Consider the following 17,856-nt stretch of genomic DNA (forward strand, 5'->3'; position numbering starts at 1 on the left):
AGCGCGCACCGTGTGGTACCCGAGCCAGTCCATCGCCGCCCCCCGGCGTCGGGCTGGCTCGGTCCCGGCGACTGTGCTGCAATGCGCCTCCAGCCCATTGCCGTCGCCGCTCACCGTGAAGCCACGCCTCGTGCGCAACTACCTGTTGCCCCTCCTGCTGCTCCTGCTCACCCTGGGCTTCGGCTACGGCGGCTACCTCATCAGCGAGGGCGCCGGCACCCGCAGCCTGATCGAGAGCGGCGAACGCCAGCTCGAACTGCACGCCCGTGGCGTGGAAAGCGAGATCAGCCGCTATACCTACCTGCCCAGCCTGCTGGAGCTCGAAGGCAGCGTCAGCCGCCTGCTGGTGGACCCGACGCCGCTGCACCGCGACCGCGTCAATCATTACCTGGAAGGCCTCAACCGCCGCGCCGGCAGCCGCGCCGTGTACCTGCTGGACACCTCCGGCCGCGTGCAGGCCACCAGCAACTGGCAGGACGCCGACAGCTACCTGGGGGAAGACCTGTCCTTCCGCGCCTACTTCCAGGAGGCGGTGAACGGCCGCCCGGGGCGCTTCTACGGCATCGGCAGCACCACCGGCGAGCCCGGCTACTACCTCGCCCACGGCCTGGTCCACGCCGGCAAGATCGTCGGCGTGGCAGTAGTCAAGGTGCGCATGGAATCCCTCGAAGAACGCTGGGAGAAGGCGCGCCTGCAGGCCTTCGTCAGCGACGAGAACGGCATCATCATCCTCTCCAGCGACCCGGCCCTGCGCCTGAAGGCCGTGCGCCCGCTCAGCGACCAGGACAAGGAACGCCTGGCCCGCAGCCTGCAGTACTACTGGTGGGCGCTCAACGAGTGGCAACCGCTGTCGCGCCAGGCGCTGGGCGACGGCGTCGAGGATATCAGCTTCCCGCCGGGCGAACACGCCGACAGCCACAAGCCGCTCAGCTACCTGATGCAGACGCGACAGCTCAGCGACACACCGTGGAACTTCACCCTGCTCACCCCGCTGGCCGACCTGCGCCGCGAGGCGCTGATGCACGGCGTGCTGGCCGCCGTCGGCTTCGCCCTGTTCGCCTTCCTGCTGATCGCCTGGAACGAGCGACGCAAGGTCATCGCCACCCGCCTCGCCGCCCGCGAGGCGCTGGAGCAGGCCAACAACGCCCTGGAACGACGCATCGCCGAACGCACCGCCGACCTGCGCGCCAGCAACCAGCACCTGCGCGAACAGATCCGCGAACGCCGGCAGGCCGAGGACACCCTGCGCAAGGCCCAGGACCGCCTGGTGCAGGCCGGCAAACTGGCGGTGATCGGGCAGATGTCCACCAGCATTGCCCACGAACTCAACCAGCCGCTGGCGGCGCTGCGCACCCTGTCGAGCAACAGCGTGCGCTTCCTCGAACGCGGCAAGCTGGACGTCGCCAGCAGCAACCTCGAAGCCATCGCCGAAATGGTCGACCGCATGGGCCGCATCACCGCCAGCCTGCGCGCCTTCGCCCGGCGCGCCGACGACCACGGCCAGGCGACCCTGGGCAAGGCGGTGGACGCCGCGGTGATGGTGCTGCAGGGGCGGCTTTCCGAAGTGCCGGTGACCCTGCACCGCGACTACCCCGACGCCCAGCTGGCCATCGACCAGACGCGCCTGGAACAGATTCTGGTCAACCTGATCGCCAACGCCCTCGACGCCATGGGCCCGCAGGCCGACCGCCAGCTCTGGCTGGAAGGCCGCAGCGAAAGCGACGGCCACTACCGCCTGGTGGTCCGCGACAACGGCCCCGGCATCCCCCAGGAACAGCGCCAGCACCTGTTCGAACCCTTCTTCACCACCAAGCCCGGCGAACTCGGCCTGGGCCTGGGCCTGACCCTTTCGGCCAGCCTCGCCACCGCCGCCGGCGGCAGCCTCGGCGTGGCCTACCCGGAAGCCGGCGGCACCGCCTTCGAGCTGCACCTGCCGCTGCTTCCGGCCATGGAGACACCCGCATGAGCGACCCATCCCTGCGCGTCCTGATCGTCGAGGACGATCCCCACGTGCGCCTCGGCTGCCAGCAGGCGCTGGCCCTGGAAGACATCGAGACCGACAGCGTGGGCAGCGCCGAGGAAGCGTTGAAAAAGGTCGGCGCCGACTTCCCCGGCATCGTCGTCAGCGACATCCGCATGCCCGGCATGGACGGCCTGCAGCTGCTGGAGAAACTCAAGGAACGCGACCCCAGCCTGCCGGTGGTGCTGATCACCGGCCACGGCGACATCGCCATGGCGGTCAAGGCCATGCGCGACGGCGCGTACGACTTCATGGAGAAACCCTTCTCCCCCGAGAAGCTGGTCGACACGGCGCGCCGCGCCCTCGCCCAGCGCGCCCTGACCCGCGAAGTCAGCCAGCTGCGCCGCCAGCTCGCCGGCAAGCAGGCCCTGGAAAGCCGGCTGATCGGCCGCTCGCCGGCCATGCAGGCGCTGCGCGAACTGATCGCCAACGTCGCCGACACCTCGGCCAACGTGCTCATCGAAGGCGAGACCGGCACCGGCAAGGAACTGGTCGCGCGCTGCCTGCACGACTCCAGCCGGCGCCAGCCCAAACCCTTCGTCGCGCTCAATTGCGGCGGCCTGCCGGAAAGCCTGATCGACAGCGAAATCTTCGGCCACGAAGCCCACGCCTTCACCGGCGCCGGCAAGCGGCGGATCGGCAAGATCGAACACGCCGACGGCGGCAGCCTGTTCCTCGACGAGATCGAGAGCATGCCGCTGAACCTGCAGATCAAGCTGCTGCGCGTGCTGCAGGAACAGCAGCTGGAACGCCTGGGCTCCAACGAACTGATCCGCGTCGACTGCCGGGTGATCGCCGCGACCAAGTCCGACCTCGCCGCCATGGGCCGCGACGGCAGCTTCCGCAGCGATCTCTACTACCGCCTCAACGTCATCACCCTGAACCTGCCGCCGCTGCGCGAACGCCGCGAAGACATCCTGATGCTCTTCGAACACTTCCTGCAGCAGTCCTCGCTGCGCTTCGACCGCCCGGCGCCGCCCATCGACAACGCCACCGCCGCCACCCTGATGGCCCACGACTGGCCGGGCAACGTGCGCGAGCTGCGCAACGTCGCCGAACGCTTCGCCCTCGGCCTGCCGGTGCTGGCCGGCGGCAACCTCGGCCCGGACGCCGGCGAGCCGCGCTTCGCCGAGGCCGTGGAAGCCTTCGAGAAGAGCCTGCTGTCCACCGCCCTGGAACGCCACGCCGGCAATCTCAGCCAGGCCGCCCATGCGCTGGGCATGGCCAAGACCACGCTGTTCGACAAGGTGAAGAAGTACGGCCTCAAGGGCGAATGAACGATTTGGCTTGCGCTCACCCGCAGGAGCAAGCTTGCAGGCTGGCACCGCCCTATCCCGTCGCGTAGGAGCGGACTCCGTCCGCGATGATTCCCAGCTCGACTCGGACCGATCGCGGACGCAGTCCGCTCCTACACGGAAGCTCCTGCGCCAGAGACTGCCCTCTCCCCAGCCCTCTCCCTGAAGGGAGAGGGCTGGGGAGAGGGAAGCCCAGGCACAGCGTTGCAGAACAAAGGCCATTGCTCCTTCGTGTCCGTCAGGGCGGCGTCAGCCGGTAGAGGTCATTCCCATTGATCTGTACCGCCGCGTCCCGGACACTATCGCCCTCTGAACCGGCCGCACGAGCGGGAGCCACCATGTCCACCCAAGCCGAAACCCTCTGGAACCAGCTCTGCGCCGACGCCGGCGTCGACCCGCAGCAGCGCATGGCCGCACGCCAGGCCATCCTCGCCGACAGCAACGCGCTGGACGCCACCGTCTACCGCCCGGACGACAACGACCCGGACGCCGAAGAACTCGACATGGGCGATGCCAAGGTCCTGTTCCTCGGCCCCTTCGAAGCCCCCGTCGAATGGGACGCCGCCGAGCGCGAAGACTTCTTCGACGACGCCGACCCGGCGCTGTTCTTCAGCGTGCGCATCGAGTGCGAGGCCCAGCCGGGCACCTCGGGCTTCTTCGTCCCGGAAGTAGGCGACTACCTGGCGGTGATGGACGCCGGCAAGATCCAGATGTACTTCCTCCACGACTGGCGCGAAGACGAAGACGGCTGCACCTGCGTGCTGATCCGCGACGACATCCAGCTCTGACTGCTGCACCGGTACCGCAGCGGGCTTGCTCGCGAACCTCCAGGCGCCGATGTGAAATGAAGAAAGCCCGCTCTCTGGAGCGGGCTTTTTCGTCTGTGGCGGAGGACTGTCAGCGGTTGGCCGCCAACTTGTCCTGCTTCATCTTGCTGGTGTCCAGGTGCAGCAGGCCGAATGCCGTGCCGTAGAAGATGTTGCCGTCGACGTCGACCTTGATCGGCGAATACATGCCGTTGTAGATCGGGTCGCTGCCCTCGCGGATGCTCAGCGCGGTCTTGCCGGTATCCAGGTCCAGGCCGATGTGGTGGCGGTCGTTCCAGGCGCCGGCGAAGTAGCCGTCGATCAGTGCCATGTGGCCTTCCCCGGAAATCATCGGCACCACCGAGATCGACGAGACGTCGTTACGCCCCCACAGCTGCTTCCATTCGTGGGTCTGGTTGTTCCAGCGGAAGGTCGCCGCGCCGGTCGGGCCGGGACGGGTGGCGCCCAGCAGCGTGCTGACGTAGTAGGGGTTCGGGTCGAGGGTCTTCTCGTCGGCGGCGCGGATGTTGTTGACCACGAAGGCGTAGTCGCCATAGACCGCCACCGATTGTTCGGACTGCACGGTATCGGTGCCGGGGATGGTCACCTTCATCTGGCCGGCGATGCGCGGGCTGGCGGTGCCCGGTCGCTGCTGCCAGCCGGCGGGGATGCCGTCGCGCCAGAACGCGACCATGCTCATGTTCTTCGCCCCGTCGGTGATCACCACCAGCTTGTCTTCGTCGGGACCGAAGCCCATCAGCGTCGGCGTGGAGCCGGTGCCATCGGCGATCTTCGGCGCCGGCATGCGGATGCCGCGGTCATAGCCGGCCTTCCAGGCGCCGTGGGCGTCGTCGTCGTGGAGCTTGCCGTCCTTGTCCACCACCAGGCGGTACATGGTGGTGTTGGACGCCACGTAGATCGCCCCGCCGTCGGCCTCGGGACCGGTGGCGAAGCTGTTGAGGAACAGCTCGTCGGCGCCGGCGACCGCGTAGGTGTCGATCACCTGCAGGGTGTCGCGATCCAGCGTGATGATCTTGCCGCCCAGGGTGTTGACCACGATGAAGCCGTTGTAGCTCATGCTCATGCCGAACAGCATGTCACCGGGGAAGCGCGTGCCGCGCTTGACCTTCTCGTTGTCGAACAGGTTGGCCGGGATCGCGCTGGCCTTGCCCAGCTGCATCGCCGAATCGGCGCGCTTGGGGTCGGTCTGGTCGATGCGGAACACCTGGCGGCCGTTGCAGCCGACGAAGGCGTCGTCGCGGGTCAGCAGCGCATACACCGAGCCGTTGAGCGCCTGGTCGGAAGCGGCGCTGAGCATGCGGTTGGGTTGCGCCTTCATGTAGTCGAGCAGGCCCTTCTCGTCCTTCTGGTCGAGGAACTTCTGCACCGCCCTGGACTGTTCGATGCGCTGCTGCGCACTGACCGCCGTGTAGTTGGGCAGCTTAACCGGCACATCGACACGGGCCAGTTCGGTGAGCTTGCCGTTCTCCAGGCTGACCTTGCGCAGGGCAAACCCTGACCACCAGAAATACAGCGGCTTGCCCTCCACGGTATTGGCGAAGATCGGCAGGCCGACGCCCTCGCCGGGCAGGAACTGCACCGACTCCGGGGTCACCTCGTAGGCGCCGCGCGCCACCGGGATGCCGATGCTGTCGGTGGCGGCGTCGTTCCAGTGGGTCTGGTTGTTGTAGGACTGGGCCAGGAAGGGGTTTTCCGCCGGCCAGGCCGGCTTGGACGGGGCGGCGTGGACGGCACCGGCCGCCAGGACGAGGGCGATGGACAGCGGCAGAACGGACAGCGAAGGGAAGCGGCGACGGGACATCGGCAGACTCCTGCAGGGTAGAGGGCGCCGGGTTCTGCGGCGCCGGAGGCGCTATCGGGGCCGCACCGGAACAGGCGGGGCGGAGCGCAACCACCCTAAGAGGCTGGCGGGACTGCGGAGACCACCCGAATCAGGGAGGCCCGCGGAAAACGACCTGCGCGGTCGCAGGCGGAACGCTTTGCGTCAGACCGACGCCTTCATCCGCCGGTCCGTCCGCCTCGCCGCACGGCGCCCGGAGAAAGGCCGATGCAGCGCTTGAATGCCCGGCTGAACGCCGCCTCGGACTGGTAGCCGAGGCACTCGGCCAGCTCGGCCACGGCGATCTCCCGCTCCTGCAGCCAGCTCAGTGCCACGTGCATGCGCCAGCGGGTGACGTAATGCATGGCCGGCATGCCGACCTTCTCGGCGAAGCGCGCGGCGAAGGCAGAGCGTGACATGGCGGCCGCTTCCGCCAGCGCCGGCAGGCTCCAGTCCCGTGCCGGATCGCGGTGGATCAGGCTCAGCGCACGCCCCAACTGACGATCCTGCAAGGCGCCGAGCCAACCGGTCTGCGCCTCCGGGTCCTGCTCGATCCAGGCGCGGATGGCCTGGATCACCAGGATATCGGCCAGCCGGGTAATCACCGTTTCGCCACCGGGGCGCATGGCCCTTGCCTCGTTCTCCATCAGTTGCAGGGTGCTCATCAGCCAGTCGCGCTGGCCGCGGTCGCGCACCTGCGCCTCCAGCACGCGCGGCAGCAGGCGCACCAGTTGCAGCGCGGCGGGATGGTCGAAGCGCACCGCGCCGCAGATCATCGCCGTCGGCTCGCCACCGCCACCCTGGCGCAGCACCTCGTAGCGGTCGCTGGCATAGGCGCGCGGCAGGTCGAACAGCCCCGCCGCCGCTGCACCCGGCGCACTAACCAGCCGATGGCCCTCGCCGTGGGGCACCAGCACCAGGTCACCCGGCGCCAGCCGGCGCGGCTCGTCGCCCGCGGCTTGCAGCCAGCACTCGCCGACGGTGAGCACATGGAACATCAGGCACTGCGGCATGGCCGGCAGTTCCAGGCCCCAGGGCGCAGTGAACTCCGAGCGGCAATAGAAGGTGCCGCTCATGCGCAGGAAATGCAGGGCCTCGCCCAGGGGGTCGGTGGAAGCCCAGGCATCGGCAAGGTCCGGTGGAACGGTAGGAGCGTTCATGGCTTCGAGACTCGTCCGACAGTACGACGGCGTCCAGCATCTCTGGACGAATGAGCATGAAGCAAAGACCTCCAGGCATTAAACGTCCAGTCGATCAGCGGGAGACTGCATCCAGGCCAACGAACCCACGGCGGGCGCCGCGGGACGGCCAACTGCGAGGACAGCATCATGATTACTGTAATGGGCGCCACCGGCCGCACCGGTTCGAGAATCTGCCAGACCCTGCTGCAAGCCGGCATCCCCGTCCGCGCCCTGGGACGCAATGCCGAACGCCTGGCAGCGCTGGCCGCTGCCGGCGCCGAGATCGCCGTGGGCGAGCCGCACGACGCCGCCTTTCTCACTGAAGCCTTCCGCGGCGCGGAAGCCGTCTACACCCTGCTCGCCTACGGCCCGGAAACCGAGGACTACCGCCGGCAGCAGGCCGCCCAGGGCGAAGCGATCGTCCAGGCGATCCGCGACAGCGGCGTGCGCCACGTGGTGTTCATCAGCAGCGTGGGCGCCGAAGTCCCCTCCGGCACCGGGCCGATCATCAGCATGCACGACCAGGAGCAGCGCCTGAGCCAGCTGCCGTCGGCGGTGAACGTGCTGATGCTGCGTTCCGGTGCGCTGTTCGAGAACCTCTATGGCGCTCTGGAAATCGTCCGCGCCTACGACTGTTACAGCGATGCCGTGGCCGCGGACGTACCGGTGCCCATGGTCGCCACGCAGGATGTTGCCGACGCCGCCAGCCGCGCACTGCGGGAGCGCGACTGGCAGGGCCTGGAGATTCGCGAAGTGCTCGGCCAGCGCGATATCAGCTACGCCGAGGCAACCCGCCTGCTGGGCGAAGCCATTGGCCGGCCTGAGCTGCCCTACGTACAGGTGTCGCCAGCAGAGCTGGCCGAGGCGCTGCAGCAGGCCGGCTATTCGGCCAGCGTTGCCGCCTGCTATGCGGAACTGGGCGAGGCGATCAGCGCCGGCCGGGTCCGTGCGCGGGAGGCCCGCTCACCGCGCAACACCACCGCAACGCCCCTGGAGGCGTTCGCCCAGGCCTGGGCCGAAGCCTACCGGGCCCTGCCGTAGTGCTGGGCCGCCTATCGAATCAACACACATTCCTACAATTTTCTCGGAAATCGCCGATGAATTCGGCACGGGTCCGCTGTCTAGAGTACTCGCCCTTTTCAGCCGGACCCCTCGCCGCCATGCCGCACGATTCCGAAAGCCTCTGGGTGGAAGTGGAGACCTGGTCTCCCTACCGCCCGCAACGCATCCTCCACGGCCGTATCAGCCTGGACGATTACCACGCCCTGCGCGCCGGCCTCGGCCCGGCCATGGTGCGCCTGGAGGAATGCCAGAACCAGCAGAACCCCTGCGGCCCGATACAGGACCTGTTCCTGAGCAACTCGCACATCCTCAGCATCACTCCCGCCGACCAGGTCGCCTGAGTACGGCCCGCCAGGCCAGAGCTACGGGATATCCGCACAGTCCAATCGGAAGCCCCTGACAGTGCCTTCGAGGTCCGGAAGCTAAGGTTTGCCCCCCGTAAACCCACTGCCAGGTAATGCTTCCATGAACGAGCAACTTCGCGTCGAAGTCGTGGTTCGTGCCCACAACCGCGAATCCTCCGTCCTCCAGGGCTGGATCAGTCGGGAGGATTACCACGCACTCTGCGAGGGCGCGGCGCCTTTCGTCGTGCGCATGAACGATTGCCAGTCCGACCTGGGCCTGCTCGAGCACTCTGAAGACTTCTACGTGCGCAGCGCCTACATCCTCAGCATCGAGGTGCTGGACTGCCTGCCGCCGCCGCGTCAGTCGGCCATGCCGCGGTATACGTAGGTCATCGGCCGCGGGCCGGGCAGGTAGTCCTGGATCAACTCGCGCAGCTGGAAGCCGCCGGACTCGATCAGCGCCGGCATGTCGCGGTCCAGGTGGCAGCCGCCGGCCAGGGGCTTCCAAACCGGCGTCAGCCGGTGTTGCCAGGTGCGCACGCCAGCATCCGGCGCCAGGCCGTGCTCACAGAAGAGCAATTCGCCGCCGGGCTTGAGTACCCGGCGCATTTCCTGCAGCGCGGCCACAGCATCGGGGATGCTGCACAGGGTGAAGGTGCAGACGATGCTGTCGAAACTGCCGACGTCGGCGCGGATCTGCCCCAGCTCCAGCGCCACCATCTCCACCGGAATGCCGATGGCCTCGGCACGGCTGCGGGCCAGCTTCTGCATCTGCGCCGCCGGGTCGACGCCGACGATTGTCGACACCTTGGCCGGATCGTAGAACGACAGGTTCAGACCGGTGCCCATGCCGATCTCCAGCACCCGCCCACGGGCGCGGGGCACCAGCAGCGAGCGCTGCTTCATCACGTCGCCCATGCCGCAGGCGAAGTCGATCAGTCGGGGCAGTGCGTGACGGTCATACCAGCTGCGGATCATCGGTCTTCCTCCAGGCCGCCAGGGCCCAGCCACCACCATAGGCGAGAACGGCGCACAGCAGTGGCCAGGCACAGATGAAGGCCACCTCCGCCGCCAGCTCGGCCAGCGTGTAGGTGCTCCAGCTCGCCACCCGGCTGTCGTACAGACAAAGATCCACCCAGAACCAGCCCAGCAGGGCCACTCCCGACGAAAGCACGCCGCCGCGCAAGGTGGCCGCCCAGCGGGGCCAGGCCGCCAGTGCGATCCACAGTGCCCAGAACAGCAGCAAAGGAGCCATCTCCTGCGACAGGCTGATCGACCGCACGTCCGCCGTCAGGTTGTCCCGGTAGGGATGCAGGGCCCACAGCCCCTGTCCCCAGCCCAGCAGCAGGAATCCCGCCACGCTGGTCAACAGTCGTCTCATCCGCTGATTCGCTTGCACGACACGCTCCCTGATCGATCCGCCCGGGATCTTCTCATGTTCGCGGCCGTCCTTTCCGATCCCCGCGGCGGCCCGGCATAAGAAAACCTTCTCATTAGACGATTGTCGACAATTCACCAAATCTTCATTGACCCGATAGCTCTGCGGGGGTAGCTTTCGCCGCACACCAAGAAGATTGTCGACACCATGAGCGATAGCCTGATCCTGCCCCCCACCGCCAGCGACGACGGCGAGACCCTGTCGGAACACGTGTTCCGCAAGATCCAGTCGGCCATCGTCCAGGGCGAGATCGCCCCCGGCAGCAAGATTTCCGAGCCGGAACTGGCGCGCACCTACGGCATCAGCCGCGGGCCGCTGCGCGAGGCGATCCACCGGCTGGAAGGGCAGAAGCTGCTGGTGCGCGTGCCCCACGTCGGCGCGCGCGTCGTCTCGCTCAGCCACGAGGAGCTGCTGGAGCTCTACGAGATCCGCGAATCCCTCGAAGGCATGGCCTGCCGCCTGGCCGCCGAACGCATGACCCAGGCCGAGATCGACGAACTGCGCCGGGTGCTCGACACCCACGAGCGCGACGAGGCGTTCCAGGCCGGCCGTGGCTATTACCAGCAGGAAGGCAACTACGACTTCCACTACCGGATCATCCAGGGCAGCGGCAACCGCACCCTCACCCGCATGCTCTGCGGCGAGCTGTACCAGCTGGTGCGCATGTACCGCCTGCAGTTCTCGGCGACGCCCAACCGGCCGCGCCAGGCCTTCGCCGAACACCACCGGATTCTCGATGCCATCGCCGACCGTGACGGCGAGCTGGCCGAGTTGCTGATGCGCCGTCACATCGGCGCCTCGAAACGCAATATGGAGCGTCACTACCTGGACGCCCAAGCCAAGACAGCCAACGAACGAGGTGAACAATGAGCTACAAGACCGCCGGCCAACGTTTCCGCGAAGCCCTTGCCGAAGAACAGCCGCTGCAGGTGATCGGCGCGATCAACGCCAACCATGCGCTGCTGGCCAAGCGCGCCGGTTTCAAGGCCATCTACCTCTCCGGTGGCGGCGTGGCGGCGGGTTCCCTCGGCCTGCCTGACCTGGGCATCAATACCCTGGATGACGTGCTCACCGACGTTCGCCGCATCACCGACGTCTGCGACCTGCCGCTGCTGGTGGACATCGACACCGGCTTCGGCCCCAGCGCCTTCAACATCGAGCGCACCGTGAAGAGCCTGATCAAGGCCGGCGCCGCTGCTGCCCACATCGAAGACCAGGTCGGCGCCAAGCGCTGCGGCCACCGTCCGGGCAAGGAAATCGTCTCCACCCAGGAGATGGTCGACCGGGTGAAGTCCGCCGCCAATGCCAAGACCGACCCGGACTTCTTCCTCATCGCCCGCACCGACGCCATCCAGGCCGAAGGCGTGGACGCCGCCATCGAGCGCTGCCAGCGCTACGTCGAGGCCGGCGCTGACGCGATCTTCGCCGAGGCCGCCTACGACCTGCCGACCTACAAGCGCTTCGTCGATGCGCTGAACGTGCCGATCCTGGCCAACATCACCGAGTTCGGCGCCACCCCGCTGTTCACCCGCGACGAGCTGGCCTCGGTCGGCGTGGCCATCCAGCTGTATCCGCTGTCCGCCTTCCGCGCCGCCAACAAGGCCGCCGAAGCGGTGTACACCGCGATCCGCCAGGAAGGCCACCAGCAGAACGTGATCGAGCTGATGCAGACCCGTGCCGAGCTGTACGACCGCATCGGCTACCACGCCTTCGAGCAGAAGCTCGATGCGCTGTTCGCCGCGAACAAGAAGTGATCCGAAGGATCGCCCGGCGCCCATGCCGAACGATCCGTAGGGTGCATAACGCCCCAGGCGTTATCCACCATAGAGGCCAACGGCGGATAACGCTTCGCGTTGTTCGCCCTACGCCGGACCTGAAACACCCGTAGGGCGCATAACGCCACAGGCGTTATCCGCCGACCAGATTCGAACCGACCGCACGGCCCATGCCGGCGGAACAAGAACAAGCAACCGGATTTGATGAGGAGACACGCGATGAGCGCTACCGCAGAAACCACCACCGGCTTCAAGCCGAAGAAGTCCGTGGCCCTGAGTGGCACCGCCGCTGGCAACACTGCCCTGTGCACCGTCGGCCGCACCGGCAACGACCTGCACTACCGCGGCTATGACGTGCTGGATTTCGCCAACCGCTGCGACTTCGAGGAAATCGCCCACCTGCTGGTCCACGGCAAGCTGCCCAACGTCGCCGAACTGGCCGGCTACAAGGCCAAGCTCAAAGCCCTGCGCGGCCTGCCGGCCGGCGTGAAAGCCGCCCTGGAAACCCTGCCGCCGTCAGCCCACCCGATGGACGTGATGCGCACCGCGGTGTCCGTGCTCGGCTGCCTGTCGCCGGAGAAGGACGACCACAACCACCCGGGCGCCCGTGACATCGCCGACAAGCTCATGGCTTCCCTGGGCTCCGCGCTGCTCTACTGGTACCACTTCAGCCACAACGGCAAGCGCATCGACGTCGAGACCGACGACGACTCCATCGGCGGCCACTTCCTGCACCTGCTGCACGGGCAGAAGCCGCGCGAGTCCTGGGTGCGCGCCATGCACACCTCGCTCAACCTGTACGCCGAGCACGAGTTCAACGCCTCCACCTTCACCTCCCGCGTGATCGCCGGCACCGGTTCGGACATCTACTCCTGCGTCGCCGGCGCCATCGGCGCGCTGCGCGGCCCGAAACACGGCGGCGCCAACGAAGTGGCCTTCGAAATCCAGAAGCGCTACGACAACCCGGACGAAGCCGAGGCCGACATCCGCGCCCGCGTTGAAAGGAAAGAAGTGGTGATCGGCTTCGGCCACCCGGTCTACACCGTGTCCGACCCGCGCAACAAGGTGATCAAGGAAGTCGCCCACCAGCTGTCGAACGAGCAGTCCAACACCAAGATGTACGACATCGCCGAGCGCCTGGAGACCATCATGTGGGACATCAAGAAGATGTTCCCCAACCTCGACTGGTTCAGCGCCGTGAGCTACCACATGATGGGCGTGCCCACCGCCATGTTCACCCCGCTGTTCGTCATCGCCCGCACCGCCGGCTGGTCAGCCCACGTCATAGAGCAACGCATCGACGGCAAGATCATCCGCCCGAGCGCCAACTACACAGGCCCCGAAGACCTGAAGTTCGTGCCGCTCAAGGACCGCACCTGATTTCTGGACAATAACGATGACTGACTCCGTGAACAGCCAATACCGCAAGCGCCTGCCCGGCACCGCGCTGGATTACTTCGACGCCCGCGAGGCGGTCGAGGCGATCCAGGCCGGCGCCTGGGACAAGCTCCCCTACACCTCCCGCGTTCTGGCCGAACAGCTGGTGCGCCGCTGCGAGCCGGCAGACCTGACCGCTTCGCTGGAACAACTGATCTACCGCAAGCGCGACCTCGACTTCCCTTGGTACCCGGCGCGCGTGGTCTGCCACGACATCCTCGGCCAGACCGCGCTGGTCGACCTCGCCGGCCTGCGGGACGCCATCGCCGAGAAAGGCGGCGACCCGTCCAAGGTCAACCCGGTGGTGCCGACCCAACTGATCGTCGACCACTCGCTAGCCGTGGAAGCCGCCGGCTTCGACCCGGATGCGTTCGAGAAGAACCGCGCCATCGAGGACCGCCGCAACGAGGATCGCTTCCACTTCATCGACTGGACCAGGACCGCGTTCAAGAACGTCGACGTGATCCCGGCCGGCAACGGCATCATGCACCAGATCAACCTGGAGAAAATGAGCCCGGTGATCCAGGCACGCGGCGGCATCGCGTTCCCCGACACCTGCGTCGGCACCGACTCGCACACCCCGCACGTGGATGCCCTGGGCGTGATCGCCATCGGCGTCGGCGGCCTCGAAGCCGAGACCGTGATGCTGGGTCATCCGTCGATGATGCGCCTGCCCGACATCGTCGGCGTGAAGCTGACCGGTAAGCGCAAACCCGGCATCACCGCCACCGACATCGTCCTGGCGATCACCGAGTTCCTGCGCAAGGAGCGCGTGGTTGGCGCCTACGTCGAATTCTTCGGCGAGGGCGCGGACAGCCTGACCATCGGCGACCGCGCGACCATCTCCAACATGTGCCCGGAATACGGCGCCACCGCCTCGATGTTCTACATCGACGGCCAGACCATCGACTACCTCAAGCTCACCGGCCGCGAGCCCGAGCAGGTGGCATTGGTAGAGAACTACGCGAAGACCCTCGGCCTGTGGAGCAGCGCGCTGGAAACCGCCGAGTACGAGCGCGTGCTGGAGTTCGACCTGGGCAGCGTCGTGCGCAACATGGCCGGCCCGTCCAACCCGCACCGCCGCCTGCCGACCTCGGCACTGGCCGAGCGTGGCATCGCCGACGAAGCCAAGCTGGAGTCCGGTCGCGTCGAGGAAGCCGAAGGCCTGATGCCCGATGGCGCGGTGATCATCGCCGCCATCACCAGCTGCACCAACACCTCCAACCCGCGCAACGTCATCGCCGCCGGCCTGGTGGCGAAGAAGGCCAACGCGCTGGGCATGCTGCGCAAGCCGTGGGTCAAAACGTCGTTCGCGCCGGGTTCGAAAGTCGCCAAGCTTTACCTGGAAGAAGCCGGCCTGCTGCCGGAGCTGGAGAAGCTCGGCTTCGGCATCGTCGCCTACGCCTGCACCACCTGCAACGGCATGTCCGGCGCGCTGGACCCGGCGATCCAGAAAGAGATCATCGACCGCGACCTGTACGCCACCGCCGTGCTTTCGGGCAACCGCAACTTCGACGGGCGCATCCACCCCTACGCCAAGCAGGCCTTCCTCGCCTCGCCGCCGCTGGTGGTCGCCTACGCCATCGCCGGCACCGTGCGCTTCGACATCGAGCAGGACCCGCTGGGCACCGACAAGAACGGCAACCCCGTCACCCTGAAGGACCTCTGGCCGTCGGACGAGGAGATCGATGCCATCGTCGCGGCGAGCGTGAAGCCCGAGCAGTTCAAGCAGGTCTACATCCCGATGTTCGACCTGGGCAGCGTGCAGGAAGCCGAGAGCCCGCTGTACGACTGGCGCCCGATGTCCACCTACATTCGTCGTCCGCCCTACTGGGAAGGCGCGCTGGCCGGCGAGCGCACGCTCAAGGGCATGCTGCCGCTGGCGATCCTGCCGGACAACATCACCACCGATCACCTGTCACCCTCCAACGCCATCCTGCTGGACAGCGCGGCCGGCGAGTACCTGGCGAAAATGGGCCTGCCGGAGGAAGACTTCAACTCCTACGCCACCCACCGCGGCGACCACTTGACCGCCCAGCGCGCCACCTTCGCCAACCCGCAGCTGGTCAACGAAATGGCCGTGGTCAACGGGGAAGTGAAGAAGGGTTCGCTGGCCCGCGTCGAGCCCGAAGGCCAGGTGATGCGCATGTGGGAAGCCATCGAAACCTACATGAACCGCAAGCAGAACCTGATCATCGTCGCAGGCGCCGACTACGGCCAGGGCTCGTCCCGCGACTGGGCGGCCAAGGGCGTGCGCCTGGCGGGCGTGGAAGTGATCGTCGCCGAAGGCTTCGAGCGCATCCACCGCACCAACCTGGTGGGCATGGGCGTGCTGCCGGTGGAGTTCAAGCCGGGTACCACCCGCCTGACCCTGGGCCTGGACGGCACCGAGACCTACGACATCAAGGGCGACGTCTCGCCGCGCTGCGACCTGACCCTGGTGGTCAATCGCCGCAACGGCGAAGTGCTCGAAGTCCCGGTCACCTGCCGCCTGGACACCGCCGCCGAAGTGAAGGTGTACAACGCCGGTGGCGTACTGCAGCGCTTCGCCAAGGACTTCCTCGAGTCGTCCGCGGCTTGATGTAACGGCTCCGGCCTGCCTTGTGCGGGCCGGGATAAAGGCCCCTCTCCCCCGCCCTCTCCCTGAAGGGAGAGGGAGCAGTACGTGCCGGCTGATGCCATGCTTTCAACCTGCACCGAACGGTCCCCTCTCCCTTCGGAGCGGGGCGCGCAGCCAGGGTTAGGGAGAGGGCAGCCCACCACCGAATACCCAGGGACCCGACCCCATGCCCCACGTACCCCAAGTGAAGATCCCCGCCACCTACATCCGCGGCGGCACCAGCAAGGGCGTGTTCTTCCGCCTGCAGGACCTGCCCGAGCGCTGCCAGGTGCCGGGTGAAGCCCGCGACAAGCTGTTCATGCGCGTGATCGGCAGCCCCGATCCGTACAGCGCGCACATCGACGGCATGGGCGGCGCGACCTCCAGCACCAGCAAGTGCGTGATCCTGTCCAAGAGCACCCAGCCCGAGCACGACGTCGACTACCTCTACGGGCAGATTTCCATCGACAAGGCCTTCGTCGACTGGAGCGGCAACTGCGGCAACCTCTCCACCGCCGCCGGCTCCTTCGCCATCCACGCCGGCCTGGTCGATCCGTCGCGCATCCCGGACAACGGCACCTGCGTGGTGCGTATCTGGCAAGCGAACATCCACAAGACCATCATCGCCCACGTGCCGATCACCAACGGCCAGGTGCAGGAAACCGGCGACTTCGAGCTGGACGGCGTGACCTTCCCTGCCGCCGAGATCGTGCTGGAGTTCCTCGACCCGTCCGACGACGGTGAAGACGGCGGCTCGATGTTCCCCACCGGCAACCTGGTCGATGACCTGGAAGTCCCCGGAGTCGGCACCTTCAAGGCGACCATGATCACCGCCGGCATTCCGACCATCTTCGTCAACGCTAAGGACATCGGCTACACCGGCGCCGAGCTGCGCGAAGCGATCAATGGCGACCCCGAGCAACTGGCGCGCTTCGAGAAGTTCCGCATCGCCGGCGCCCTGCGCATGGGTCTGATCAAGACCGCCGAAGAAGCCGCGACCCGCCAGCACACGCCGAAGATCGCCTTCGTCGCGCCGGCCAGGGACTACGTCACTTCCAGCGGCAAGCAGGTGCAGGCTGGCGACGTCGACCTGCTGGTGCGCGCGCTGTCCATGGGCAAGCTGCACCACGCCATGATGGGCACCGCCGCCGTGGCCATCGGCACCGCCGCGGCCATCCCCGGCACCCTGGTGAACCTCGCCGCCGGCGGTGGCGAACGCAGCGCCGTACGCTTCGGCCACCCCTCCGGCACCCTGCGCGTGGGCGCCGAGGCCAAACAGGTGAATGGCGAATGGACGGTGACCAAGGCCATCATGAGCCGCAGCTCACGCATCCTCATGGAAGGCTGGGTGCGGGTGCCGGGGGATTCGTTCTAAAAGCGGCTACAGGCGGCAGGCTGCACGCTGCAGGTAAAAGCGCTCTTGCCTGTCGCCTGCAGCCTGTAGCCTGCCGCCCCAGTCAAGCGACAAAATCGCCCTGCAACTGCTCCAGCAGCACCTGGATGCGCGCCAGGCGCACGGTGGGGTCGTCCATCTCCAGCAGCACCTGCTTCTGCTCATGCTCGAAGGGCAGCAGGTAGGCGAGCTGGCAGGCCAGCGCCTGCTGACCGTTGACCTCGCCGCCCATCTCCAGCGCGGCAACCATCGGGTGCATGGACAGCGCTTCGAGCAGCGCGGCGAGATCGTCGTGTTCCTTGGTCAGCGGCCGGTCGGGCTGTTCGTCCAGCCACTCCACTTCCGCTACGGTGAGCTGGTCCGGCTGCACGTTGGCGGAGAGTATGCGCAAGCGCCGGCCACCTTCGACGCGGATGCCCAGCAGGCCGTTGGACTGCTGCTTCCAGTCGATGATTCGCGCCTCGCAACCCACCAGGCTGTAGCGCTCCGGCGCATCGCCGACTTCCTCGCCCTCGACGATGGCCACCACGCCGAAGCCGCCGTTCTGCTTCATGCAGCGGCCGACCATGTCCAGGTAGCGTGCCTCGAAGATCTGCAGGTCGAGGCGGCAGCCGGGGAACAGCACGGTGTTGAGGGGGAACAGCGGGAAACTCATGGGCACTCCGT

16 protein-coding genes are annotated in these 17,856 nt (G+C 67.2%); 11 read left to right on the forward strand and 5 right to left on the reverse strand.

Annotated elements, in window-relative coordinates:
* The first annotated feature begins 73 nt into the window (after positions 1-73).
* From HNP46_RS20310 to HNP46_RS20320, 3 genes are all read left to right on the forward strand, one after another.
* Positions 74-1,966 carry a sensor histidine kinase gene (locus tag HNP46_RS20310; RefSeq protein ID WP_184592588.1) on the forward strand — a complete coding sequence of 631 codons (1,893 nt, stop codon included), beginning with the start codon at positions 74-76 and terminating at the stop codon, positions 1,964-1,966.
* Positions 1,963-3,297: a sigma-54-dependent transcriptional regulator gene (locus tag HNP46_RS20315; RefSeq protein WP_184592496.1), complete on the forward strand. Its 1,335-nt coding sequence runs from the start codon at positions 1,963-1,965 to the stop codon at positions 3,295-3,297. The genes HNP46_RS20310 and HNP46_RS20315 overlap by 4 nt, the downstream gene beginning before the upstream one ends.
* A gap of 356 nt (positions 3,298-3,653) precedes the next feature.
* A complete protein-coding gene (locus HNP46_RS20320; protein WP_184592498.1) occupies positions 3,654-4,103 on the forward strand; it encodes a hypothetical protein in 450 nt (149 codons plus the stop codon).
* Positions 4,104-4,212: 109 nt separating this feature from the next.
* Here HNP46_RS20320 and HNP46_RS20325 read toward each other — a convergent pair whose 3' ends face one another.
* Positions 4,213-5,943 carry a hypothetical protein gene (locus HNP46_RS20325; protein ID WP_221455050.1) on the reverse strand — a complete coding sequence of 577 codons (1,731 nt, stop codon included), beginning with the start codon at positions 5,941-5,943 and terminating at the stop codon, positions 4,213-4,215.
* Between the two features lie 197 nt (positions 5,944-6,140).
* Entirely contained in the window at positions 6,141-7,121 is a 981-nt protein-coding gene (locus tag HNP46_RS20330; protein ID WP_184592500.1) for an AraC family transcriptional regulator, read from the reverse strand.
* A gap of 168 nt (positions 7,122-7,289) precedes the next feature.
* Between HNP46_RS20330 and HNP46_RS20335 the strand changes: the two genes are divergently transcribed.
* The 3 genes from HNP46_RS20335 to HNP46_RS20345 all read left to right on the forward strand — a co-directional run bounded on the left by HNP46_RS20335 (position 7,290) and on the right by HNP46_RS20345 (position 8,936).
* The gene (locus HNP46_RS20335; protein WP_184592502.1) at positions 7,290-8,183 is read left to right on the forward strand and encodes an NAD(P)H-binding protein; all 894 of its coding nucleotides are present in this window, start codon (positions 7,290-7,292) and stop codon (positions 8,181-8,183) included.
* A 119-nt stretch (positions 8,184-8,302) separates the two neighbouring features.
* Positions 8,303-8,545 (forward strand): hypothetical protein, encoded by a 243-nt coding sequence (locus HNP46_RS20340; RefSeq protein WP_184592504.1) that lies wholly within the window; start codon positions 8,303-8,305, stop codon positions 8,543-8,545.
* Positions 8,546-8,669: 124 nt separating this feature from the next.
* Complete coding sequence (locus HNP46_RS20345) at positions 8,670-8,936, forward strand: hypothetical protein (RefSeq protein WP_184592506.1); 267 nt, start codon at positions 8,670-8,672, stop codon at positions 8,934-8,936.
* On the opposite strand, the gene HNP46_RS20350 is transcribed toward HNP46_RS20345, so the two are convergent.
* Both HNP46_RS20350 and HNP46_RS20355 read right to left on the reverse strand, forming a co-directional pair.
* The gene (locus HNP46_RS20350) at positions 8,909-9,526 is read right to left on the reverse strand and encodes a class I SAM-dependent methyltransferase (RefSeq protein ID WP_184592508.1); all 618 of its coding nucleotides are present in this window, start codon (positions 9,524-9,526) and stop codon (positions 8,909-8,911) included. The two genes, HNP46_RS20345 and HNP46_RS20350, sit on opposite strands and share 28 nt — an antisense overlap.
* Positions 9,507-9,929 (reverse strand): hypothetical protein, encoded by a 423-nt coding sequence (locus tag HNP46_RS20355; protein WP_184592510.1) that lies wholly within the window; start codon positions 9,927-9,929, stop codon positions 9,507-9,509. Before HNP46_RS20355 ends, HNP46_RS20350 begins: the two co-directional genes overlap by 20 nt.
* A gap of 204 nt (positions 9,930-10,133) precedes the next feature.
* Between HNP46_RS20355 and HNP46_RS20360 the strand changes: the two genes are divergently transcribed.
* From HNP46_RS20360 to prpF, 5 genes are all read left to right on the forward strand, one after another.
* Positions 10,134-10,856 (forward strand): GntR family transcriptional regulator, encoded by a 723-nt coding sequence (locus tag HNP46_RS20360; RefSeq protein WP_184592512.1) that lies wholly within the window; start codon positions 10,134-10,136, stop codon positions 10,854-10,856.
* On the forward strand, positions 10,853-11,740 hold the full coding sequence (gene prpB, locus HNP46_RS20365) for a methylisocitrate lyase (RefSeq protein ID WP_184592514.1): 888 nt from the start codon (positions 10,853-10,855) through the stop codon (positions 11,738-11,740). Before HNP46_RS20360 ends, prpB begins: the two co-directional genes overlap by 4 nt.
* 240 nt (positions 11,741-11,980) lie before the next feature.
* Positions 11,981-13,141 carry a bifunctional 2-methylcitrate synthase/citrate synthase gene (gene prpC / locus HNP46_RS20370; RefSeq protein WP_184592517.1) on the forward strand — a complete coding sequence of 387 codons (1,161 nt, stop codon included), beginning with the start codon at positions 11,981-11,983 and terminating at the stop codon, positions 13,139-13,141.
* A 28-nt stretch (positions 13,142-13,169) separates the two neighbouring features.
* Positions 13,170-15,779, forward strand: a complete 2,610-nt coding sequence (gene acnD, locus HNP46_RS20375) for a Fe/S-dependent 2-methylisocitrate dehydratase AcnD (protein ID WP_184592592.1) — start codon at positions 13,170-13,172, stop codon at positions 15,777-15,779.
* Positions 15,780-15,984: 205 nt separating this feature from the next.
* Positions 15,985-17,172 carry a 2-methylaconitate cis-trans isomerase PrpF gene (prpF, locus tag HNP46_RS20380; RefSeq protein ID WP_184592519.1) on the forward strand — a complete coding sequence of 396 codons (1,188 nt, stop codon included), beginning with the start codon at positions 15,985-15,987 and terminating at the stop codon, positions 17,170-17,172.
* Between the two features lie 82 nt (positions 17,173-17,254).
* Here prpF and HNP46_RS20385 read toward each other — a convergent pair whose 3' ends face one another.
* Positions 17,255-17,845, reverse strand: coding sequence for an LON peptidase substrate-binding domain-containing protein (locus tag HNP46_RS20385; RefSeq protein WP_184592531.1), 591 nt, complete (start codon positions 17,843-17,845; stop codon positions 17,255-17,257).
* Between the last annotated feature and the right edge of the window lie 11 nt (positions 17,846-17,856).

The organism is Pseudomonas nitroreducens, assembly GCF_014204515.1.
Classification (GTDB): domain Bacteria; phylum Pseudomonadota; class Gammaproteobacteria; order Pseudomonadales; family Pseudomonadaceae; genus Pseudomonas; species Pseudomonas nitritireducens_A.